We start from the raw sequence: 21991 nt of genomic DNA on the forward strand, positions 1-21991 counted from the left end.
AGGCAAACTCTTAGTGTTTCTTCGCGTTATCGAAGGCCGACTGCTGGGCAGGGGTCGCTTCCGTCTGGTGCTTGGCCTTCCATTCGGCGTAAGGCATGCCGTAGATCTCTTCGCGGGCCTGGTCCGGGCTGACCGCCAGGCCCATGTCGTCCGCGGCAGCCTTGTACCATTTGGACAGGCAGTTGCGGCAGAACCCGGCAAGATTCATCAGATCGATGTTCTGCACATCCTTGCGGGTACGCAGGTGCTGGACCAGGGTGCGGAACGCGGCGGCTTCAAGCTCCGTGCGCTGCTCGTCGGTCAGGTTCATCGGCTCGGTCATGGCAGGTCTCTCAACAAGGGCGCAGCGGAGGCGCATGGCGGGGCTGGCGAGATTCTAAGAGGCGGGCGATCTGCCAGCAACGCCCATTGGCCGGCTGGCACGCTCGTGCAGGCTGGCGGCAGGGCTGTTTCGCGCTCAGCGTCGGGCCGCCAGGGCGATCGATACCGACTCGGCGAAGCGCAGGGCGTGGGGCTTGTCCACTTCCACTTCGGCGTAGTGCACGGCCGGATTGGCCATCACCAGATCGAGCAGTTCCTGGGTCAGGCGCTCGAGCAGGGCGAAGCGGTTCTCCTCGACGTGGGCGATGATCGCCTTGGTGATGGTGCGGTAGTTCAGCGCGTGGTCGATGTCGTTGACCTGCACCGCATCGCCGGCGGGGTAGAGGATGGTGAGGTTGATCAACACATCCTGCTTGTTGAGGATTTCCTCCTCCTTGATGCCGATGTAGGTGCGCACGCGCAGATCCTTGACCCGGATTCGCGCCATGCCCGGCTGCAGTTGCGTCATTTCACTTGCTCCGTCCGATCAGTTGCAGGAATTCCTGGCGGGTATTGGTCGATTCGCGGAAGGCACCGAGCATCACCGAGGTGTTCATCACCGAGTTCTGCTTCTCCACGCCGCGCATCATCATGCACATGTGCTGCGCCTCGATCACCACCGCCACGCCGGCAGCGCTGGTGACCTGCTGGACCGCCTCGGCGATCTGCCGGGTCAGGCTCTCCTGGATCTGCAGGCGGCGCGCGAACATGTCGACGATGCGCGCCACCTTCGACAGGCCCAGCACCTTGCCGGTGGGAATGTACGCCACATGGGCCTTGCCGATGAAGGGCAGCAGGTGATGTTCGCACAGCGAGTAGAGCTCGATGTCCTTGACGATGACCATCTCGTCGTTGTCCGAGGCGAACAGCGCGCCGTTGACGATCTCGTCCAGCGTCTGCCCGTAGCCGTGGCAGAGGTACTGCATGGCCTTGGCCGCGCGCTTGGGCGTGTCCAGCAGGCCTTCGCGGGTCGGGTCTTCGCCGAGCCCCAGGAGAATCTCACGGTAGTGGCGAGACAGGTCTTCGATCATGGTGGGAGTTCCTCGCGCCCGCGCCGGGCGGGTCATTTCAGGTGCCGGCCGCCGTTGACGGTGAGGGTGGTGCCGGTCACGTAGGGGCTGTCGAGCAGGTAGCGCACGCTCTGGTAGATCACGTCCGGGCCGGGCTCGATGCCCATGGCGGATTTCGCCAGGGTGCGGGCGCGGTACTCGGCGTCGTCGCCGGGATTGAACATGATCAGTGCCGGCGCGATGCCGTTGACCTTGATGCGCGGTGCGAGGCTGGCGGCGAAGGACAAGGTGAGGTTGTCCAGGCCGGCCTTGCTGGCGCAGTAGGCGATGCGGTTGGCGCTGCCCTTGCGGGCGACGTCGTCGGAGAGGTGGATGATGTCCGCCGGGGCGCCGCGCTCGGCGGCGTCGCGTTCGAGCAGTTCGCTGCAGCGCAGGTTGATCAGGTAGGGCGCGAGCATGTGCACGCGGAACAGTGCTTCGAAAGCCTGCGCATCGCCACCGGGCTGTTCGGCGATCCACGCCGAGGCGTTGTGGACGATCGCGCGCAGCCGGTCGGTGTGGGACTTCAGCGCGTCGATGAAGGCGAGGATGCCGGCTTCATCGGCCAGTTCGGCGTGCAGGCAGGTGGCGCCGAGTTCGCGCAGCTCGGCGATGCCGGGCTTTTCCTGGCGATAGGTCGCGATGACTGGCTGGCCTTCCTGCAGCAGGCGTTTCGCGCAATGCAGGCCGATGCGCTGGCTGGCGCCGGTGATCAGGATGGGGGCTGGGGTCTGGCCCATGCGCGCCTCGCGAAGGTCCACTGGGGAAGTGCCGCGGCGGACAATGTCCTAGCGGCCGGGTAGGGCAAAACTATACCAGCCCCGGCGCGGCGCGACACGGATGGGGCATAATGGGCGGCCTTGTCTTGCCTTGTGGGAGTGAACATGAAAGTCGCCATCCTGTCCGGATCGGTCTATGGCACCGCCGAAGAAGTCGCGCGCCACGCCAAGCGCCTGCTCGAGGCCGCCGGCTTCGAAGCCTGGTATGACCCGCGCGCCACTCTGGACGCCATGCTCGAATTCGCTCCCGAGGCTCTGCTGGTGGTGACCGCGACGACTGGCATGGGCGACCTGCCCGACAGCTTCCAGCCACTGTTCCACGCCATCCGTGACCGCCTGCCCGCCGCCTGGCGCGGTCTGCCGGGTGCGGTGCTGGCGCTGGGTGACTCCAGCTACGGCGACACCTACTGCGGTGGTGGCGAGCAGGTGCGCGAGCTGTACGCCGAACTGGGCGTGCAGGAAGTGCTGCCGATGCTGCGCCTGGACGGCAGCGAAACGGTGGACCAGGAGACCGACTCCGAGCCGTGGCTGGCCGACTTCATCGCCGCGCTGAAGGCCTGATGCACCCGCGCGCCCGCTTCCTGATCGACACCCTGCAGCTTGCCCCGCATCCCGAGGGTGGCTTCTACCGGCGGGTGTTCGAGTCCAGCCTGTCGGGCGCCGATGGCCGGCCGCAATCGTCGGCCATCCTCTTCCTCCTGCCGGCCGGCACCGTCAGCCGCTGGCATCGGGTGGATGCCGACGAACTCTGGCACTTCCACGAGGGCTCGGCGCTGGAATTGCTGATCGCCGAGCGCCCGGATGTTGCCGTGCGCTGCGAAACCCTTGGCCCGGTGGGCGAGGGCAGCCTGCCGCAACGTGCCGTGCCGGCCCATGCCTGGCAAGCGGCGCGCTGCCTGGGCGACTACGTGCTGGTGGGATGCACCGTGTCCCCCGCGTTCGAGTTCGCCGGCTTCCGCCTGCTGGCTGACGATGCGGAGGCGCAGCGGGATTGGTCGAAGCTGGCCGGCGATTTTCCCGAACTGCTCTGAAGCGTCTCGTAGGATGGGTGGAGCTTGCGATACCCATCAACGTGCTCTCCGGCCTGCTCGATGGGTATCGCTTCGCTCCACGCCATCCTACTCAGAGCCCATTCCCGATAACCGGGTAATGGTGGATACACCTGCACGGGTCAAGCCATGCCGGTTGCATGCAGCGGCATCTCGACCATCAAGGCCAGCCAGGCTTTTGCCGCATTCGACAGATAGGCGTCGCGCCGCCAGATGAAGCTGATGTCCCAGCGCAGGTCCGGCTGGCTCAGCAGCACACGAACCAGCCCCGGCCGCTCCAGGTCCTTCGCCACCACGCGGGGCAGCAGCACCGCGCCTTGCCCGGCGGCTACCAGCGCACCCAGGAAGTCCGCCTGGCCGCTGCGGCCGCCTTCCTTCGGCTCGAAGCCAGCCTCGCGGCAGGCGCGCAACAGGCGGTCGTTGAGGGTGAAACTCTGCTGGTAGAGCAGGAAGGGCGTGTCGGACAGTTCCACCAGTTCCAGGCTTTCCCGCGTTGCCAGCGGATGATCTGCCGGCAATAGGACGTCCAGGGGCTCGTTGCAGAAGGGCTGCCAGTCGAACCCGGGCTCGTCCGGCGTGAGGCCGCCACCCAGTTCCAGTTCGCCGCTACGGACCATTTCCTCCATGGTCTTGCTGCCGCCCTCGATCAGGTGCACGTCGATGTTCGGGTAGCGCCGCCGGTATTCGGCGAAGCGCCCGGCAAACAGCGCGTCGGCGCCCAGCAGCGGCAGGCCCAGGCGCAGTTCGCCACGGTGCAGGTGAGTCAGGTCGTCCAGCTCCGTGTGCAGTTCGCGGCGCAGGCGCAGCATATCCTCGGCGCGGCGCAGCACCACTTCGCCAGCGGCGGTCAGGCGGATGTGCGGGCCGCTGCGCTCCAGCAGTTGCACGCGCAGACTCTGCTCCAGCTGGGCGACCTGCTTGCTCACGGCGGACTGGCTGGCGTTCAGGTGCACCGCCGCCTGGGTGAAACTGCCGTGGCGCACGACTTCGGCGAAGGTGCGCAATTGCTTGAATTCCATTCTGGAATGGCTCCGATTCGATCTATTCGCTTTGGGGATGATAGGCGCGGGAGTAGGCTTTGCGCCATTCCCAACCGATTTTTCATCCCGCTCAACGCCTCGAGATCGCCGCCATGTTCCGCCGCGCCGCCCGCCTGATTTTCGAACTCGCCGTCCTGGTTGCCTTCTGGTGGCTTGGCGGCTGGATCGCCACGCTCACCGGCCTGCCGCTGCCGGGCGGGGTGATCGGCCTGGCGCTGCTGCTGGTGCTGTTTGCCGGCGGGGTGATCCGCCCGGCGCTGTTGCAGGGCGGCGCCGGCTTGCTGTTGGCGGAGATGCTGCTGTTCTTCATTCCCGCGCTGATGAGCCTGCTGGACTACGGCCCGCTGCTGCGCAGCGAGGGCTGGAAGATTCTGCTGGTGATTACTGCCAGCACCGTGCTGGTGATGCTGTCCACCGCCCTGGCGGTTGAATGGATGTGCCGCTGGAGATCGCGCCATGAGCCTCGATAAGCAAGCCCTGTTCTGGTTGGCCGTCACCCTGGGCGGCTACCTGCTCAGCCGTACCCTCTACCGCCGTTTCCAGCAGTACTGGTTGTCGCCCATCGTCTTCGTGCCGGTGTTGCTGTTTGCCCTGGCGATCCCGATGCAGGCGCGCTACGCCGACTACGCCCGTGACACCAGTTGGCTGGTGGCGCTGCTCGGCCCGGCGACCGTGGCCTTCGCCATCCCGATCTGGCAGCAGCGTGCCTTGCTGGCGCGCCACTGGCCCGCGCTGCTGACCGGCATGCTGGCTGGTTCGGCCATGGCCATCGGCAGCTCCTGGGCGCTGGCCCACGCGCTGGCGCTGGACGGCCAGGTGACCCTGTCGCTGATTCCGCGCTCGATCACCACGCCCTTCGCCATGGAAATGTCCCACGACCTGGGCGGTGTGCCGGCGCTGACCGCGGCCTTCGTGATGATCACCGGGGTGTTCGGCGCGCTGATCGGCGGTGTGCTGATGAAGATGCTGCACCTGCGCTCCGCCCTGGCCCGCGGCGCGCTGCTGGGCGTCGGCGCGCACGGCGCGGGCACCAGTCGGGCTTACGAGTTCGGCGGTGAGGAAGGTTCGGCGGCGGGGCTGCTGATGGTGCTGACCGGGCTGTTCAACCTGCTGATGGCCCCGGTCCTGGCCTGGTGCCTGTAACGGCGATCAGCTCAGCTCATAGGCATCGAGCATGCGCGAGGTGTCGGCGGGGGAGTTGAACATCATCACGTCGATGATCGAAAGCCCCGCCTCGAAGGTCGGGCGCTTCTGTTCGTAGGGCACCAGCTTGGGCTCCTGGAAACGTAGCGTGAGCCCGGCTGCCTCGTACTTGCCGCGGTCGAAGAAGCTCTGCCCGCCAGGCGGGTTCCAGTACTCCTCGACGCCGCCGAGTGCCTTGCAGATGTTCAGCGCCCATTCGTCCGGTGCGGTCGGCCGCTCCATCGGCAGCTGCATGCGCGAGAGCACCGGCATTTGCCGTGGAAAGCCAAGGTAGGCGCAGGTGGCTTCCAGGGTGGTCTTGTTCAGCGAAACGATGTCCTCGAAGGGATGATCCAGCGAGGCGGCGATCATCTCCCGCACGTCGCGATAGTACGGCGCGACCTTGCGGTACACGTCGAGCTGCGAGAACAGGCTGCGCCGCCAGTCCTGGCGATTGTCCAGGCGCACGTCCTTGATCAGCGTCTCGCGGTGGTGCTTGATCCGCGGCACGCGGATATACAGCCAGCCGTCCTGCTGCTTGAGGATGCGGTTGCGCTCGATCCAGCCGTGGTGGATGTACTGCACGGTGTCGAACAGGACAAACAGATCGGTGTGCTTGATCAGGCTGAAGTAGCCCAGGTAAGGAAAGAAGTAGGGCTGCATGATGGCGGTTCGTTTCACGTCGGCTGCCTCGTTGGCCGAACTGGAGTCTCCTCCCGACTCCCGGGTACTACTCCCGAATGGTGCGAAAGATATTGCGAAATGTTTCCAGGTGGAGCGGAAGCGCCCGGAAGGGCGCCGGGGGCAGGCTGAGAAATGGGCACGCTTCCGCCAGCCCTGACCTGCGAGCGGGCTGCCGCAGCGTCTGGATAGCGCCTTTGCAGGAGTCACCGCTGCGCCGGGCTGTGCCGGCGTCGAGGGAGGTGATTGCCCCCACTATAGGTCGCGCAAGGCGTCACGCAAGCGAGTTCATTAGCCCTCGGTTATGGGGAAACATTCGCCAGACACTGCCAGAGGCAACTGTCAGTTCCGTGACAGTCGATATCCCGCCGCGCTGACTAGACTGCGCCATCGAACAACAACAACGAAGAGGCTACCGACCATGCACGCCGCTCATCCGCTGCCCACCGTGAACGTCAAGGACGAGGTCTCCGCCGCCGAATGGCAGACCCGCGTCGACCTCGCCGCCTGTTACCGACTGATCGCCCTGCAGGGCTGGGACGACCTGATCTTCACCCACATCTCGGCCAAGGTCCCCGGCACCGAGGACTTCCTGATCAACCCCTACGGCATGATGTTCCACGAGATCACCGCATCGAGCCTGGTGAAGGTGGATGCCTCGGGCAAGAAGCTGATGGACAGCCCCTACGACATCAACCCGGCCGGCTACACCATCCACAGCGCCATCCACGATGTCCGTCACGACGTCGCCTGCGTCCTGCACACCCACACCGCCGCCGGTATCGCGGTGTCGGCGCAGAAGCAGGGCCTGCTGCCGATCTCCCAGCAGTCGTTGTTCGTCCTCTCCAGCCTGGCCTATCACGGCTACGAGGGCGTGGCGCTGAACCATGACGAGAAGGCGCGCCTGCAGGCTGACCTGGGCGAAGCCAACTTCATGATCCTGCCCAACCATGGCCTGCTGACCTGCTCCGCGACCATCGCCGACACCTTCCTGATGATGTTCACCCTGCAGCGCGCCTGCGAGATCCAGGTGCTGGCCCAGGGCGGCGGCGCTGAGCTGATCATGATTCCGCAGCAGATCCTCGATGGCGCCCGTGCCATGGCCGCTGCCGTGACCAAGAGCAAGCAGGGCATGGGCGGTGCGCTGGCGTGGCCGGCGCTGCTGCGCAAGCTCGACCTGCAGAACCCCGGCTACCGCGATTGATGGCGCAGGCCGGCATCGCCCTGCGCGACTGGCGCGCGCAGGGCAGCGACTTCACCTTCCGTGGGCACGCCATACGCTACTGGAGCGCCGGCAGCGGTGCTCCGCTGTTGTTGATCCACGGATTCCCCACGGCGTCCTGGGACTGGCATTTGCTCTGGCAGCCACTGGCCGAGCGCTACCGGGTTATCGCCTGCGACATGCTCGGCTTCGGCGACTCTGCCAAACCCAGGGGCCATGACTACCGCATCCTCGAACAGGCCGACCTGCAGCAGGCGTTGCTGGAGCACCTGGGTGTGCGCGAGTCGGTCCACCTGCTGGTGCACGACTACGGCAACAGTGTCGGCCAGGAGCTGCTGGCGCGGCACGAGGAGGGTGCTTTCAAGCTGGCTTCGCTGGCCTTCCTCAATGGCGGGCTGTTCCCTGAGACCCATCGCGCGGTGCTCTCGCAGAAGCTGCTGCTCAGCCCGTTCGGTTCGCTGTTCGGCCGGCTGTTCGACCGCCGGCGCCTGGCGCAGAACTTCGCCAAGGTATTCGGTCCGCAGACCCAGCCGTCCGAAGCGGAACTGGATGCGTTCTGGGAGCTGATCCGCCACAACGACGGGCCGCGCGTCATGCACCGGCTGATCCACTACATCCTCGACCGTCGCCAGCACCGTGAGCGCTGGGTCGCTGCGATGCAGCGCACGGCAGTGCCGCTGCGCCTGATCGATGGCCCGGAGGACCCCATCTCCGGCGCGCACATGGTGGTGCGCTACCGCGAGTTGATTCCGCGGCCGGACACCGTTGAGCTACCTGGCATCGGCCACTACCCGCAGGTCGAGGCGCCGGAGCACGTGCTACGGCACTACCTGGCATTCCGACAGGAACGAGCGCCATAGGTACGGACCGATCTGTCTGCAAATTAGGAACTGGCTGATAGATCGGCTCTGAGTGGCAGCGGTAGCTTCCCCGGTTTTGTTCTGCCAGAGGTCGCCGCCATGTCACTCAGAGCCGTCATTCCCGTCCGCCAGCCGCAGGGTTCGCTGCTGTATCGGGCGCTGCTGCACCTGCGCCGGGATTTCGTCTTCGTGGCCATTCCCGTGCTGCTGGTGCTGTTTGGCGCCTGCGGCGCCGGTGGCTACTACGCCTGGCTCACGCAGGACTGGGTGCCCGCCGCCCTGGGCGGTCTGGCACTGTTGCCGGCCTTCGGCCTCATGCTGTTCTGGAGCGAGTACGACTGGTGGCTGTTCAAGCTCGGCCCGCGCGATGACCTGAACATGCCGATGCGCTGAAGGATCATCCCCTGGCCTTATCGAGCACCATTCAGCCTTGGTCGTCTTGGTTGTGACCGGATCGTGACTGCCGGACACTCCAGAAAAAATCATCCTGCCTGGAGCCCCAATCATGAGTGATGCCCTGCGTTTCGACGGAAAAGTCGTGATCGTAACCGGAGCCGGCGGCGGTATCGGCCGCGCCCATGCCCTGCTGTTCGCCAAGCACGGCGCCAAGGTAGTGGTGAACGACCTGGGTGGCAGCACTCACGGTGAAGGCGCCAACGCCTCGGCGGCCGACCGTGTGGTCGCTGAAATCCGCGAGGCCGGTGGCACCGCGATTGCCAACCACGACTCGGTGACCGACGGCGAGAAGATTGTCCGTCAGGCGGTCGAGGAATTCGGCCGCATCGATGTGGTGGTGAACAACGCCGGCATCCTGCGCGACAAGACCTTCCACAAGATGGACGATGCCGACTGGGACCTGGTCTACAAGGTCCACGTCGAAGGTGCCTACAAGGTGACCCGCGCGGCCTGGCCGTTCATGCGCGAGCAGGGCTACGGCCGGGTGATCTTCACCTCGTCCACCTCCGGCATCTACGGCAACTTCGGCCAGAGCAACTACGGCATGGCCAAGCTGGGCCTCTACGGCCTGACCCGCAACCTGGCCATCGAAGGGCGCAAGAACAATATCTTCGTCAACGCCATCGCCCCCACTGGCGGCACCCGCATGACCGAGGGCCTGATCCCGCCGCAGGTGTTCGAGGCGCTCAAGCCGGAACTGGTCAGTCCGCTGGTGGTGTACCTGGGCAGCGAGGCCTGTCAGGAAACCTCCGGCCTGTTCGAAGTGGGCGGTGGCTGGATTGGCAAGGTGCGCTGGGAGCGCAGCCTGGGCGTGGGCTTCGATCCGCGCGAGGGCTTCAGCGTCGAGGACGTGGCTGCCAACTTCGCGCAGATCTGCGACTTCGAGAATGCGGTGCATCCCAAGGACAACGTCGAGGCACTGCGCGAGATGATGGCCAACCTGCAGAAATACGCCGGTTGATCCTGCCAGCCTGACCGGCGGAACGGCCAGCGGGGCTGTTCCACGGCGGTGAACGCAGTAAGGTGAAAGGGCCGGCTCAATGCCGGCCCTTCGCTTTTCAGCTTCCAGGCCCGAGGAGTTCGCGATGAGCGTGATAATCCAGAAGAACGGTGCGGTGACCACCCTGGTCATCGCCCGCCCTGCGGTGCGTAACGCCGTGGACCTGCCGACCGCCCAGGCGCTGGCCGATGCCCTGCGCGAATTCGAGCAGGACGAGGAGGCCCGTGTCGCGGTGCTGACCGGCGCCGGCGGGACTTTCTGCGCGGGCGCCGATCTCGCGGCGCTGGCCGAGGACGGCGAGCGGCGCAATCGCCTGGAAACCGAAGGCGACGCGCCGATGGGGCCGAGCCGGATGCAGTTGTCCAAGCCGCTGATCGCCGCCATCGAGGGCTACGCCGTGGCTGGGGGGCTGGAGCTGGCGTTGCTGGCGGACCTTCGGGTAATGGCCGAGGACGCGGTATGCGGAGTGTTCTGCCGGCGCTTCGGTGTGCCGCTGATTGACGGTGGCACCGTGCGTTTGCCGCGCATTGTCGGCCAGGGGCGGGCGCTGGACCTGATTCTCACCGGCCGCCCGGTGGGCGCCCAGGAAGCCTTTGCCATGGGCCTGGCCAACCGCGTGGTGGCCAGCGGCACTGCGCTGGAAGCGGCGGAAGAACTGGCGCGGGAGATCGCCGAATTCCCTCAGCGCTGCATGCTCGCCGACCGGGCGAGCGTGTTCGCCCAGTGGGAACTGTCATTCGATGTGGCGCTGGCCAACGAGTTCCAGGGCGGGATGGCAGTGATCGAGAGTGGCGAGACGGTGAAAGGAGCGAAGCGTTTTGCCGGTGGGCAAGGGCGGCACGGGGAGTTCTGATACGGATTCCGACTGTAGGAGCGAGCTTGCTCGCGATCCCGGTCAGCGTTGGCGCTGCCGGTAATCCGTTCGCGAGCAAGCTCGCTCCTACAGCTGAGGCGCAGGGCGGGGCGATCGCTCTCCCTGCTTCTAGATCAATCGCGCTCGATGATCACGTAGGTCTTGCGCGTGGTTTCCTGGATGTCCCAGATGCCCAGGCTGTTCTGCGGCAGCAGGAAGGCGTCGCCAGCCTGGAAGGCGATCGGCTCGCCACCGTCCGGGGTGAAGGTGCCGCGGCCGGAGATGAAGTGGCAGAACTCCTGCTCGACGATCTGCCGGCGCCAGCGGCCGGGGGTGCATTCCCAGATGCCGGTCTCGACGCCGTCGGGACGCTCGATGGATTCTACGCGAGTCTCGGAAATCGGCTCGCCCAGGGGCACGGCCACCGGGTTGGCTTCACCGAGTTCGGCGTGCAGGGTGTTCTTCAGGTGGGTCAGTTTCATACGGGGCTCCAGTGGGGGGCTCGTTGTTCAGAGGAAAATCGGCGCTTCAGCCGACCTTCCAGGTCATCAGGTTTTCCATGCTGGCGGCGACCTTCTCCGCCAAGCGGCGGCGCCAGGGCGCGCTGTTCGGGTTGGCCAGCACATCGTCCTCATGAACGAAGCTGCGGATGATGGCGTTGTAGCCCAGCCAGCGGCAGGGTTCCGGTTCCCAGCCGCGCAGGCCGTCCTGCACGCTGCGATCGTTGATGACCCAGGGCTGGCGGGTGAGGGCGCTGTCCTGGCCGAGGATCAGGTCGGCCAGCGTGCGGCCGCCCAGGTTGGTAGCGCCGACGCCTTCACCGCCGTAGCCGCCGGCGAGGGCGATGCCGTTGCGGCGGTCCACCAGCATGTGCGGGTGGAAGCGCCGCGACATGCCCAGGTTGCCGCCCCAGGTGTGGGTGATGCGCACGTCCTTCAATTGCGGGAACAGTTCGCTGAACAGGTAGCGGCGCAGCTCCACTTCATCATCGGTCAAGCTGAAGTCGTTGCGCAGCTTGCCGCCGAAGCGGTAGCCGCCACGGGCGCCGAACGCCAGACGGTTATCCGGGGTGCGCTGGCCGTAGGTGACCTGGCGACTGAATTCGCTGAAGGCCTGGCCCTTGTCCAGGCCGATCTCCGCCCAGACCGATTCGGGCAGCGGCTCGGTAGCCACCAGCAGGCTCTGCACCGGTAGCTGGTAGTTGCCCAGCGGCGGCAGGTCGGCGGCGTAGCCTTCGATGGCCGGCACCACCCATTGCGCTTTCAGTTCGCCCTGTTCGGTGCGCAACAGACCCGGTGCCCAGTGGGTGACCCGGCTCTTTTCGAAGATCGGCGTGCCCTGGCGCTCGACCGCACGGGCCAGGCCGCGAACCAGCTTGGCCGGATCGATGGTGGCGCAGTGCGGGGTGTGGATGGCGCCCAGCGCACTGGGAATGCGCAGTTGTTCGGCCAGTTCGCTCTTGCTCAGCCAGCGGTAGTCGTCCTCGGTCAGGCCTTCGCTGTGCAGGTGCTTGAGGTAATCGCGCAGGCGGGTTTCCTGCTCCGGGTAGCGCGCGGCGGTGTAGAGCACGCCAGCCTTGCGATAGTCGCAATCGATGCCTTCGCGATCGAGCACGCGGGCCACTTCATCGGGGATGTCGTGCAGCAGGTCGTAGGATGCGCGGCGCTGCTCGGGCGACAGGCCGGCAAGCAGGCGGTCTTCGCCGAGCATGTTGCCCATCAGCCAGCCGCCGTTGCGACCGGAGGCGCCAAAGCCGGCGGTTTCTGCCTCGACGATGGCGATCTTCAGCTGCGGTGCGCGCAGCTTCAGGTAGTAGGCGGTCCACAGGCCGGTGTAACCGGCGCCGGCGATGGCCACATCGACGTCCAGGGTGCCCTGCAGGGATGACCGCGGGACGAGATCATCGTCCAGTTGGTTCATCCACAGACTGATATGACGCCATGCCGACATAGACGACTCCAAAAGGAAGAAGGGGGAATGTCGGCAAGCCTAGATTTGGCGCGGGGTTCTGTCGTGCGCGCGGGTACGCGAGGATTGCTCGCGTACCCGCCGGCAGGGGCGGGTCAGGCCGGTTCCTGTTCTTCGCGCAGGCGCTTCAGGTACTCGCGGGGGGACTGGCCGGTCTGCTGGCGGAAGCAGCGGTAGAAGGCCGAGAGCGAGTTGAAGCCGGCGGAGAACGCCAGCTCGTCGATGCGTGAGGGCAGCGGCGGGCGCAGCTGGCTGAGCAGGTGGGTCAGGCGCGTCTGGTTGACGTACTGGTAGAAGCTCAGCCCCATCACCTGGTTGAGCAGGTAGGAAATCTGGTTGCGGGTGTAGCCCGTGGCGGTGGCCACCTGGGTCAGGTCCAGGTCCGGCGCCAGGTATGGCTGGCTCTTGCTGAAATAGTCTTCCAGGTCGCTGGCCAACTGGCTGAGCTGCCGCGGCGAGAGGCCCAGGCGGCTGGTGGCTGGCCGCGGGTCGATGGCCTGCGGTCGGTTTTCGCTGCCTTCGCGCACGACCGAGGCGTACTCGTTGATGCGCCAGATCAGCCCGTCGCGCACGGTGATCGCTTCGCTGGAGTGGAAGGTCGCCAGGCGGCCGCTGAGGGTTACCGCGATGCGGTACTGGATGAACGCGGTGTCGCCGTCCACGCGGATGCGGTCGATGTGGTCGAGGAACTCTTCCGGGCGGCTGGGCATGGTGCCCTGCACGTAGTCGCGCAGGTCGGTGTAGCCCAGCGTGCGGTTCTGGAAGAAGTCGTTGTACTGCACCTGCGGGTGATACAGCGCGAGCACCGCTTCGAGGTCGCGATGCTTCCAGCACTGGTGGTAGCGCAACACGACCTCGCGGGTCTGCTCGGTCAGGTGGCTGTCGGTCGGGCGTTGGTCGATGGCATGCATAGGGGGCTAAGGATGCCCCAGACCGCGCTTCTCGGGTAGTGGCAAAGCAGTTGTCAGGCGCACGGCACTATCCATCGTCTCGATGATCCGTCATCGCCTGCACCAATATCGCCCGCCAGAGCCCATGGCAGAGGGGGGATTCACTCTTTCGGGCGACACGCCAAATACCACCTTGGAGCGCTTACTCCCCGTCAGGTCGCTCAGTAGGGTAAGGCCACCTAGACACCGTCAGGAGAGCCGCATGACAACAAAAACAAGGCGCGGATTCTTCCAACCGCAACTTCTCGCCACTGCTGTCGCCCTGGGATGCGCCACCCAGGCTCAGGCAATCAACTTCAACATCGGGGAGATCGAGGGGCAGTTCGATTCCAGTCTGTCCGTGGGGGCCAGCTGGAGTACCCAGAGTCCGAAGGAGGATCTGATCGGTGCCGCCAACGGCGGCCACGGCATGACCCAGACCAACGACGATGGCCGGCAGAACTTCCGCAAGGGCCACACCTTCTCGAAGATCTTCAAGGGTATTCACGACCTCGAGCTGAAGTACGGGGACTTCGGCGTATTCACCCGGGGCAAGTACTGGTATGACTTCCGCCTGAAGGACGAAAGCGTTGCCTTCAAGGACCTGTCCGACGACGGCCGCAAGGAAGGCGCCAAGTCTTCCGGCGCGCAACTGCTCGACGCCTTCGGCTACTACAACTATTCCATCGCCGACCTGCCGGGCACCGTGCGCCTGGGCAAGCAGGTAGTGAGCTGGGGTGAAAGTACCTTCATCGGCAACAGCATCAACACCATCAACCCCATCGACGTCTCCGCCTTCCGCCGCCCTGGTTCGGAAATCAAGGAAGGCCTGATCCCGGTGAACATGGTGTACCTGTCGCAGAGCGTCACCGACGCGCTCTCCGTCGAGGGCTTCTACCAGCTGGAGTGGGACCAGACGGTGCTCGACAACTGCGGCACGTTCTTCTCCACCACCGACGTCGCCGCCGATGGTTGCAACACCAACTACAACATCCTCGACCCGGCCACGATCAATACGCTGAACTCCCCGGGGATCCACTCGCTGCTCGACTCCATGGGCGTCACCGTCACCCAGGAGGGCCTGATGGTGCCGCGCGGCGCAGACCGCGACGCCCGTGATTCCGGCCAGTGGGGCCTGGCCCTGCGCTGGCTGGGCGACGATGTGGAATATGGCGCCTACGCCATGAACTACCACAGCCGCACGCCCATCGTGAGCATGCAGAACGCCGGCCGCTCCGACATCATCAATGCGCTGCGCGTGTCGGCGCTGGCGCAGCCGATCCTGCTGGGGCGCGGCAGCTACTTCCTCGAGTACCCCGAGGACATCCGCCTGTACGGCCTGAGCTTCTCCACCACCCTGCCCACCGGCACCGCGTGGAACGGCGAGATCAGCTACCGGCCGAACATGCCGCTGCAACTCAACACCACCGATCTGACCCCGTTGCTCGCCACCACCGTGGCCGGTGGGTTCGCCAGCGGTGGCGTGGCCGGCGCGCTGGCCGAGGCCAACCAGGTCAGCCACGGCTATGTGCGCAAGGAAGTGACCCAGGCGCAGACCACCTTCACCCACTTCTTCGACCAGACCATGGGCGCGGACCGCGTCACCCTGGTGGGCGAAGTCGGCGTGACCTATGTCGGCGGCATGAGCAACGAAGTCGGCGAGCGCTACGGTCGCGACTCGGTCTATGGGGTGCCGGAGAACGCCACGGCGCGCAACGAATACGGCAGCGGCGGCTTCTATACCTCGTCGTCCTGGGGTTACCGCGCCCGCGCCATCTGGGACTACAACAACGTCTTCGCCGGGGTGAACCTCAAGCCGAACATCGCCTGGTCCCACGACGTGAACGGCTACGGCCCGGTCTTCAACGAAGGCAGCAAGGCCGCCAGCGTCGGTATCGATGCTGACTACCAGAACACCTACACCGCGAGCCTGAACTACACGAACTTCTTCGGCGGCGACTACAACACCATCGTCGACCGGGACTTCCTCTCGCTCAGCTTCGGCGTGAACTTCTGACCTGCCTGCTCAAGGAATCGACATGAGAACGACAAGAATCCTCCAATGCGGCGCGCTGGCCCTGAGCCTGCTGTCCTGCGGCGTGATGGCCGCGGTGCCCGCCGACGAAGTGGCCAAGCTGGGCACCAGCCTCACGCCCATGGGCTCGCAGAAGGAAGGCAACGCCGACGGCAGCATTCCGGCCTGGACCGGCGGCATTTCCCGCACCGCCGGCAAGCTCGACGCCAAGGGCTTCCTCTCCAACCCGTTCGCCGACGAGAAGCCGCTGTTCACCATCACCGCGCAGAACGCCGACCAGTACAAGGACAAGCTCTCCGCCGGCCAACTGGCGATGTTCAAGCGCTACCCGGATACCTACAAGATTCCGGTGTACAAGACCCACCGTACCTTCGCGCTGCCCGACGACATCTACGCCGTGATCAAGCGCAGCGCCGAATTCGTCCAGCCGATCAACGATGGCAATGGCCTGGAGAACTTCGAGAAGAGTCGCTACTACGCCTTCCCGCTGCCCAAGAACGGCGTGCAGGCGCTGTGGAACCACCTGACCCGCTACCACGGCGGCAACATTTCCCGCTCGGTGGTGCAGGTCGTGCCGCAGACCAACGGCAGCTACACGCCGATCCGTTTCGAGGAATCGATCGCGGTGCCGCAGAACATGGGTGACCAGGATGTCAGCAAGACCGGCAACATCCTCACCTACTTCAAGCAGCAGGTAACGGCCCCGGCGCGCCTCGCCGGTAACGTCCTGCTGGTGCACGAAACCCTGGACCAGGTGAAGGAGCCGCGCCTGGCGTGGATCTACAACGCCGGCCAGCGCCGCGTGCGCCGCGCCCCGCAGGTGGCCTACGACGGCCCGGGTACCGCTTCGGACGGCCTGCGCACCTCGGACAACTACGACATGTTCTCCGGTGCACCGGACCGTTACGACTGGAAACTGGTCGGCAAGCGCGAGATGTACATCCCGTACAACAGCTACCGCCTGAACTCGCCGGAGCTCAAGTACGACGACATCGTCAAACCGGGGCACATCAACCAGGACCTGACCCGTTACGAACTGCACCGCGTGTGGGAAGTGGTCGGTACCCTGAAGTCCGGTGAACGCAACATCTACGGCCAGCGTCACTTCTACCTCGACGAGGACAGCTGGCAGATCGCCGTGTCCGAGCTGTATGACGGCCGTGGCCAGCTGTGGCGCGTCGGCGAAGGCCACGAGATGACCTTCTACACCGAGCTCGCCACCGGCTATGCCGCTGAATCGCTGTACGACATCCTCGCCGGCCGCTACGTGACCTTCGGCCTGAACAACGAGGAGAAGCGCGGCTACCAGTTCGGCCAGAAAGCCAGCATGGCCGATTTCACCCCGGCGGCACTGCGCAACACCGGCGTCCGCTGAAGCAACACCCCGCTCCTTGGCCCCGGCATCCCGCGTGGATGCCGGGTTTCTTTTTTTCTGCGCAGCCTCTATTTCGGGCCTGAGGGCGGCTTGCTCTATACCGCCCCATGAATCTGGCTGATGGTCCTTTGCCCACTCCGCCCAGGGGCATAGTCTGGCCTGCAAATGGCCGGAAGAAGCCCATGTCGACAATCGCCCTGCACAGCCTTACAGAGCACGGTGCGGCGCTGCCTCGCCTGCCCCGCCAGCACCTGCCCCGCGAGCGGCTGCATGCCAGCCTCAGCGCCACCGAATGTCGCCTGCGCCTGCTGGTGGCGCCGCCCGGTTGTGGCAAGACGGTGCTGATGAGCGAATGCGCGCGCCTGGCGCCGACCAGTACCCGCGTGGTCTGGCTGGGCCTGGGGGGGCGGCCGCTGGCCCCCGAACAATTCTGCGAACGGCTGGGCGAGGCGCTGGGTGTGCCCTGGTCCGGCGAAGCGGCGCTGGCGGCCTGGCTGGAAAACGCCAGCGAGCCAGTCTGGCTGATGCTCGACGACTATCCCCGTACACCCAGCCCGGCCCTCGACGACTGCTTCGACCGCCTGCTCGCCGTGGCCTCGCCGCAGATCGGCTGGTGGCTGGCCAGCCGCCGTCGACCGGCCTGCAACCTCACCCGTCTGCTGCTCGAAGGCGAGCTGCTGGAACTGGGCGCCAGCAGCCTGGCGCTGAGCCAGTGCGAGCTGGACGTCTATCTGCAGATCGCCGGCCTGGAGTGGCCCCAGGCCCAGCGCCAGGCCCTGCAGGACGCCACCCATGGCTGGTTCGCTGGTGTGCGTCTGCGCCTGCTCAGCCTTGGCAGCGATCCCATTGCGCCCTGCGCCACCCAGGTGGCCGAGACCGGTAACGGCCTGCTGCAGGACTACTTGCAACGCGAAGTCCTGGCGAGCCTGCCGGCCGAACTGGCGGAAACCCTCTGCGGCCTGGCGCAGATCGCCCGCTTCAACCGCGAACTGTGCGATTACCTGTTCGACGAGCCCGGCCTGGGGCTGGATGGCCTGCAGTCCTGGGGCGTGCTGATCGAAGCGGTGGACAACACCCAGCACTGGTTCCAGGTGGCGCCCATGGTTGCCGCAGCGCTGGCGAGCCTGTCGCGCTGGCCGGCGGCGACCCTGCACCGGCGCGCCTGCCAGTGGTTCACCCAGTGCGGGGAAATCCATTCGGCGTTCGAACATTCCCTGTACGCCGAGCAGCCGGATGTTTCCGCCAGCCTGCTGCAACGCCTGACCGAGGAACAACTGCTGCACGGACGCAACGTCGAGCGCGTCTTGCAACTGCGCGAGTCGCTGCCCGCGGAGCTGCTGTGCAGCACCCCGCGCCTGCTCATCCTCAATGCCTGGACCCTGCTGTTCGTTGGTCGCCTGGACGATGTGGAAGCGCTGCTGGCCGGCTTCGATCGCTTCCTGCCGATGCCTGGCGAGCACCGTCAGCGTGCCCTGATTGCCCAGTGGCAAGGGCTCAACGGCATGCTCACCCATGCGCGCGGCCTGCCCGGCTCCCGCGAGCAACTGCGCGAGGCGCTGGCGCACCTGCCCGAGGACGCCTGGGCGCAGACCCTGATCTGTCTCTCCGCGTTGACCCAGCAGGCCCAGGCCGAGGGCCGCCTGGCCGAGGCTCGGCTGATCAACCGCGAGGCGCTGCGCCGCGCGCGCCTGCAAGGCAGCACCACCTTCGAAGCGCTGCTGGAGCTGGACCGCGCCCAGTGGCTGGAGCAGCGCGGCGAACTGCAGCGTGCCGACGCACTGTTGGCGCGGGTGCAGGAATACCTCGACGAGATGCGCATTACCTGCAACGCCATGGCCGGCCGCGTCGCCCTGCGCCGGGGCTGGCTGTGCCTGCGCCAGGGGCGTGACGAGGAGGCCCGCGAACTGTTCATCGCCGGACTGAACGAAACCCGGCGCAGCCACGACCCGAGCTCGATCTACGGCTTCACCGGCATGGCCTGGCTCGACGCGCTGGACGGCGACACCGATGGCGCCTTCAGCCGCCTGCTGGAAGTCGAGCGGCTGATGCAGCTGCAACATGTGCCGGAACCGATCTACCGGGGCCCGCTGCTGCTCGCCAGCGGCGCGCTGAATCTGCGCCAGAACCGCGCGGGGCCGGCGCGGGAAGTCCTTCAGCGCGTGGCTTCGCGCTATCGCGCCGACTGCCTGAGCCCACCGGCGGCGGCGCCGGATCAGATCCTGCGGGTCGAACATCACCTGGCGCTGGCGGAGCTCTACGACGGCGACGTGGAGGCCGCCCTGCAGCGCTTGCAGGCGATGCTCCCGGACCTGCTGCGCCAGGGCCGCAACACCCTGGCCTGTGACGTCTGGCTGGCACTGGCCGAGGCACACTTCATCGCCGGCAGCCTGGACGAGGCGCGCTGCGCGCTGGACGAAGGCGTCGCGCTGGCGCAGCGCTTCGGGCTGCTTTCCACTCTGCGCGATACCCAGCGCCGCCAACCCGGCCTGTTCGGCCTGCGTCCGCATGCCGGGGAAATGGCTCCGCACAGCCTGCTGAGCCTGCGCGAACTCTCGGTGCTGGAGTTGATCGCCCGAGGCTGCTCCAACCTGGAGATCGGCGAGCGGCTGTACATCTCCCTGCACACGGTGAAGACCCACGCGCGGCGGATCAACGGCAAGCTTGGTGTGGAGCGGCGCACCCAGGCAGTGGCGCGGGCAAAGGAGCTTGGGCTGCTGAAGGTGTGAATTGGCGCGCTAGTGCAGCGCCTTGGGCGGCACGCTGATCTCGGCCAGGCGCTGGGCCAGGCGCATCTGCTCCGCGGCATCGTCGCTGAGCAGCATGGCGCGTTCGAGGTCGTAGCGTTCCGCCTGCGGGCAATCCAGCACGTGGTAGAGATCGGCGCGGGCGAGGTGATCGCTGGCGCTGGGAGGCCCGAGTTCCAGTACACGCTGGGCATCCTTCAGGGCTGCCAGCGGCTCCCCGGCAGCCAGGTGCAATTGGCGCAGGTTGCGCGACAGGCGCTGCAGCATGTCGGCGGCGCTGGCAGTGCGCAGGTGCGCGGCGGACAGTTCGACGTTGGCGCCCATCTGGTGTGCCAGCAGGTCGCGGCAGTCGCGGGTGTAGAGGCGGCGGCCGGTGGCGGGGTCGAGCAGGTGGTCGGCGCCGGGCACGCGCAGCAGGAAGCGTCCGGGGAAATTCACCCCGACCAGGGTAATGCCGTTGCGCCGTGCCATTTCCAGGGCGATCAGCGCCAGTGACAGCGGCTGCCCGTGGCGCCGCTGCAGTACCTGCGGGAGCAGGGCGGCGCGGGGATGCAAGGGGTACTCGTCGTCCTCGGCGAAGCCCAGCTCGCTCAGCCGGCGCAGCAGGAACTGCGCGCGCTCCGCATCGCCGCTGCCCTGGGGCAGGGCCACCGCGACCTGGTGCGCGAGCGAGTCGAACAACCGCTGCGCCTGATCCGGAGACAGGTGCGGTTCGTGCTCGGCGGCGATCCACAGGGCCGCCTCGAACAGGGCGGGTGGGTCCTGGGCAAGACAGGCAAGGCAGGCTTGACGCGGGTCCATGGCGTTCTCCGGCTGACCCTGCGGTTGTAACCGGAGCGCCGGGCACTCGTCCAGTGGTGCGGTCGTCGCCCGTGAAGGTGAGATGACAGGCGCTGCCTATACTTGAGAGGTTCGCTGACAGAACGCTGTCCACCCCCAGCAAGGGAGCGCCGCCATGTTCGACATGATGGAAGCCACCCGGCTCGAGTCGCTGCATCTCTTCCAGGACCCGGCCACGGGACTCAAGGCCATCATCGCCATCCACAATTCACGGCTCGGGCCAGCGCTGGGCGGCTGCCGCTACCTGCCTTACCCCAGCTACGACGCCGCGCTGCGCGATGCCGCCCGCCTGGCCCAGGGCATGAGCTACAAGGCGGCGCTGGCCGGTCTGCGCCAGGGCGGCGGCAAGGCGGTCATCCTGCGCGCACCGCACGTGAACAATCGCGGTGAGCTGTTCGAGGCCTTCGGCCGCTTCATCGACTCCCTCGGCGGCGCCTACATCACAGCGGTGGACAGCGGTACGTCCAGCGCCGACATGGACTGCATCGCCCAGTTCACCCGCCACGTCACCAGTACCACCAGTGGCGGCGATCCCTCTCCGCATACCGCGCTGGGTGTGTTCGCCGGGATCCGCGCCAGCGCCCAGGCGCGCCTGGGCAGCGATGACCTGGATGGTCTGCGTGTGGCGATCCAGGGGCTGGGCAACGTGGGATACGCGCTGGCCGAACACCTGTCTGCGGCGGGCGCGGAATTGCTGGTCAGCGATATCGATGCGGGAAAGGTGCAGCTGGCGGTGGAGCAACTGGGCGCGCGGCCGGTGCCTAATGAGGCACTGCTCACCACGCCGTGCGACATCCTCGCGCCCTGTGGCCTGGGTGGCGTGCTGACGTCACCGGTGGTCGGCCATCTGCGTTGTGCCGCGGTGGCGGGGGCGGCCAACAATCAACTGGCTCACCCCGAGGTGGCCGATGAGCTGGAGGGAAGGGGCATCCTCTATGCGCCGGATTACGTGATCAACTCGGGTGGGCTGATCTACGTCGCCTTGCAGCACCAGGGGCAAGCCCTGCCGATCATCACCGCACACCTGTCGCGCATTGCGGAGCGCCTGACCGAAGTCTATGCCCACGCCCAGGCCGATCACCTGTCGCCAGCGCGGGTTGCCGACAAGCTGGCGGAGCGGATTCTCTACGGGGAATATTCGGGCCACTGAGGGCTATTGGAACCCCAGCGCAAAACCGAACCTGCAGGAGCGAGCTTGCTCGCGAACCGGGACTCGCCCGCGGCTCGCCGACGAGCAAGCTCGCTCCTACCGAAACGCTCGCCCATCACGCCTCGGCGGAGGACTCGCTGAAGATCTCGTTCAGCGCATCGGGCTGGTTCTTGAAGGCGCGGGCAAAGGCGTCGCGGTTCCTGGCCATGAAGATGCCGATCTCCTCGAGCTGATCCTCCTTCAGCGAAGGCACCGCCTTCTGCAGCACGTCGGCCAGCGTTTCCGCCAGCTCCAGCATCTTGTCGTGCCGGTCGGCTTCTGCCTTATCCATGAACAGGCGCTCCGGATCGCGGCTGCTGCGGTACACCACTTCGACGGCCATTCATCACCTCTGTGCCTTCTCTTTGATTGGGGAGTTC

24 protein-coding genes are annotated in these 21991 nt (G+C 66.3%); 13 read left to right on the top strand and 11 right to left on the bottom strand.

The window, feature by feature from the left end; genetic code table 11:
- Positions 1-10 precede the first annotated feature (10 nt).
- From L6D89_RS08730 to folM, 4 genes are all read right to left on the bottom strand, one after another.
- Positions 11-322 (bottom strand): DUF1244 domain-containing protein, encoded by a 312-nt coding sequence (locus tag L6D89_RS08730; protein ID WP_236199392.1) that lies wholly within the window; start codon positions 320-322, stop codon positions 11-13.
- Positions 323-457: 135 nt separating this feature from the next.
- On the bottom strand, positions 458-829 hold the full coding sequence (gene folX, locus L6D89_RS08735; protein ID WP_236172852.1) for a dihydroneopterin triphosphate 2'-epimerase: 372 nt from the start codon (positions 827-829) through the stop codon (positions 458-460).
- A 1-nt stretch (position 830) separates the two neighbouring features.
- Positions 831-1391 (bottom strand): GTP cyclohydrolase I FolE, encoded by a 561-nt coding sequence (folE, locus tag L6D89_RS08740; RefSeq protein WP_236172851.1) that lies wholly within the window; start codon positions 1389-1391, stop codon positions 831-833.
- A 32-nt stretch (positions 1392-1423) separates the two neighbouring features.
- The gene (folM, locus tag L6D89_RS08745) at positions 1424-2149 is read right to left on the bottom strand and encodes a dihydromonapterin reductase (protein WP_236199393.1); all 726 of its coding nucleotides are present in this window, start codon (positions 2147-2149) and stop codon (positions 1424-1426) included.
- A gap of 144 nt (positions 2150-2293) precedes the next feature.
- Between folM and L6D89_RS08750 the strand changes: the two genes are divergently transcribed.
- Together L6D89_RS08750 and L6D89_RS08755 are read left to right on the top strand one after the other, a co-directional pair.
- Complete coding sequence (locus L6D89_RS08750) at positions 2294-2749, top strand: flavodoxin (RefSeq protein WP_236172849.1); 456 nt, start codon at positions 2294-2296, stop codon at positions 2747-2749.
- The gene (locus L6D89_RS08755) at positions 2749-3219 is read left to right on the top strand and encodes a cupin domain-containing protein (RefSeq protein WP_236199394.1); all 471 of its coding nucleotides are present in this window, start codon (positions 2749-2751) and stop codon (positions 3217-3219) included. The genes L6D89_RS08750 and L6D89_RS08755 overlap by 1 nt, the downstream gene beginning before the upstream one ends.
- A 140-nt stretch (positions 3220-3359) precedes the next feature.
- Here L6D89_RS08755 and L6D89_RS08760 read toward each other — a convergent pair whose 3' ends face one another.
- Positions 3360-4256 (bottom strand): LysR family transcriptional regulator, encoded by an 897-nt coding sequence (locus L6D89_RS08760; protein ID WP_236172847.1) that lies wholly within the window; start codon positions 4254-4256, stop codon positions 3360-3362.
- 113 nt (positions 4257-4369) lie between these two features.
- On the opposite strand from L6D89_RS08760, the gene L6D89_RS08765 reads away from it, so the two are divergent.
- Both L6D89_RS08765 and L6D89_RS08770 read left to right on the top strand, forming a co-directional pair.
- Positions 4370-4747, top strand: coding sequence for a CidA/LrgA family protein (locus L6D89_RS08765; RefSeq protein WP_236199395.1), 378 nt, complete (start codon positions 4370-4372; stop codon positions 4745-4747).
- On the top strand, positions 4734-5420 hold the full coding sequence (locus L6D89_RS08770) for an LrgB family protein (RefSeq protein WP_236199396.1): 687 nt from the start codon (positions 4734-4736) through the stop codon (positions 5418-5420). Before L6D89_RS08765 ends, L6D89_RS08770 begins: the two co-directional genes overlap by 14 nt.
- A 6-nt stretch (positions 5421-5426) precedes the next feature.
- On the opposite strand, the gene L6D89_RS08775 is transcribed toward L6D89_RS08770, so the two are convergent.
- On the bottom strand, positions 5427-6140 hold the full coding sequence (locus tag L6D89_RS08775; RefSeq protein WP_236172845.1) for a WbqC family protein: 714 nt from the start codon (positions 6138-6140) through the stop codon (positions 5427-5429).
- Positions 6141-6561: 421 nt separating this feature from the next.
- Between L6D89_RS08775 and L6D89_RS08780 the strand changes: the two genes are divergently transcribed.
- The 5 genes from L6D89_RS08780 to L6D89_RS08800 all read left to right on the top strand — a co-directional run bounded on the left by L6D89_RS08780 (position 6562) and on the right by L6D89_RS08800 (position 10531).
- Positions 6562-7344, top strand: a complete 783-nt coding sequence (locus L6D89_RS08780) for a class II aldolase/adducin family protein (protein WP_236199397.1) — start codon at positions 6562-6564, stop codon at positions 7342-7344.
- Entirely contained in the window at positions 7344-8222 is an 879-nt protein-coding gene (locus L6D89_RS08785; RefSeq protein WP_236199398.1) for an alpha/beta fold hydrolase, read from the top strand. Before L6D89_RS08780 ends, L6D89_RS08785 begins: the two co-directional genes overlap by 1 nt.
- Before the next feature lie 99 nt (positions 8223-8321).
- Positions 8322-8615 carry a hypothetical protein gene (locus L6D89_RS08790; protein WP_236172843.1) on the top strand — a complete coding sequence of 98 codons (294 nt, stop codon included), beginning with the start codon at positions 8322-8324 and terminating at the stop codon, positions 8613-8615.
- 112 nt (positions 8616-8727) lie between these two features.
- Positions 8728-9639, top strand: coding sequence for an SDR family oxidoreductase (locus L6D89_RS08795; protein WP_236172842.1), 912 nt, complete (start codon positions 8728-8730; stop codon positions 9637-9639).
- A gap of 124 nt (positions 9640-9763) precedes the next feature.
- Complete coding sequence (locus tag L6D89_RS08800) at positions 9764-10531, top strand: crotonase/enoyl-CoA hydratase family protein (RefSeq protein WP_236172841.1); 768 nt, start codon at positions 9764-9766, stop codon at positions 10529-10531.
- Between the two features lie 134 nt (positions 10532-10665).
- Here the strand turns inward: L6D89_RS08800 and L6D89_RS08805 are convergent, their stop codons facing one another.
- The 3 genes from L6D89_RS08805 to L6D89_RS08815 form a co-directional block, all read right to left on the bottom strand.
- On the bottom strand, positions 10666-11013 hold the full coding sequence (locus L6D89_RS08805; RefSeq protein ID WP_236172840.1) for a cupin domain-containing protein: 348 nt from the start codon (positions 11011-11013) through the stop codon (positions 10666-10668).
- A 46-nt stretch (positions 11014-11059) separates the two neighbouring features.
- Entirely contained in the window at positions 11060-12481 is a 1422-nt protein-coding gene (locus L6D89_RS08810) for an NAD(P)/FAD-dependent oxidoreductase (protein WP_236172839.1), read from the bottom strand.
- A 113-nt stretch (positions 12482-12594) separates the two neighbouring features.
- A complete protein-coding gene (locus L6D89_RS08815; RefSeq protein ID WP_236172838.1) occupies positions 12595-13410 on the bottom strand; it encodes an AraC family transcriptional regulator in 816 nt (271 codons plus the stop codon).
- A gap of 241 nt (positions 13411-13651) precedes the next feature.
- On the opposite strand from L6D89_RS08815, the gene L6D89_RS08820 reads away from it, so the two are divergent.
- The 3 genes from L6D89_RS08820 to L6D89_RS08830 all read left to right on the top strand — a co-directional run bounded on the left by L6D89_RS08820 (position 13652) and on the right by L6D89_RS08830 (position 19564).
- On the top strand, positions 13652-15445 hold the full coding sequence (locus L6D89_RS08820; RefSeq protein ID WP_236172837.1) for a DUF1302 domain-containing protein: 1794 nt from the start codon (positions 13652-13654) through the stop codon (positions 15443-15445).
- A gap of 22 nt (positions 15446-15467) precedes the next feature.
- Positions 15468-16838 carry a DUF1329 domain-containing protein gene (locus tag L6D89_RS08825; RefSeq protein ID WP_236199399.1) on the top strand — a complete coding sequence of 457 codons (1371 nt, stop codon included), beginning with the start codon at positions 15468-15470 and terminating at the stop codon, positions 16836-16838.
- A gap of 182 nt (positions 16839-17020) precedes the next feature.
- Positions 17021-19564 carry a LuxR C-terminal-related transcriptional regulator gene (locus tag L6D89_RS08830; protein WP_236199400.1) on the top strand — a complete coding sequence of 848 codons (2544 nt, stop codon included), beginning with the start codon at positions 17021-17023 and terminating at the stop codon, positions 19562-19564.
- 9 nt (positions 19565-19573) lie between these two features.
- On the opposite strand, the gene L6D89_RS08835 is transcribed toward L6D89_RS08830, so the two are convergent.
- On the bottom strand, positions 19574-20383 hold the full coding sequence (locus L6D89_RS08835; RefSeq protein ID WP_236172834.1) for a SirB1 family protein: 810 nt from the start codon (positions 20381-20383) through the stop codon (positions 19574-19576).
- Between the two features lie 154 nt (positions 20384-20537).
- Between L6D89_RS08835 and L6D89_RS08840 the strand changes: the two genes are divergently transcribed.
- Positions 20538-21572 carry a Glu/Leu/Phe/Val dehydrogenase family protein gene (locus tag L6D89_RS08840; protein WP_236199401.1) on the top strand — a complete coding sequence of 345 codons (1035 nt, stop codon included), beginning with the start codon at positions 20538-20540 and terminating at the stop codon, positions 21570-21572.
- Between the two features lie 115 nt (positions 21573-21687).
- On the opposite strand, the gene L6D89_RS08845 is transcribed toward L6D89_RS08840, so the two are convergent.
- Complete coding sequence (locus tag L6D89_RS08845) at positions 21688-21954, bottom strand: YebG family protein (protein WP_236199402.1); 267 nt, start codon at positions 21952-21954, stop codon at positions 21688-21690.
- Positions 21955-21991: the final 37 nt, after the last annotated feature.

It is taken from the genome of Pseudomonas pseudonitroreducens, from assembly GCF_021603645.1.
Taxonomy (GTDB): domain Bacteria; phylum Pseudomonadota; class Gammaproteobacteria; order Pseudomonadales; family Pseudomonadaceae; genus Pseudomonas; species Pseudomonas pseudonitroreducens.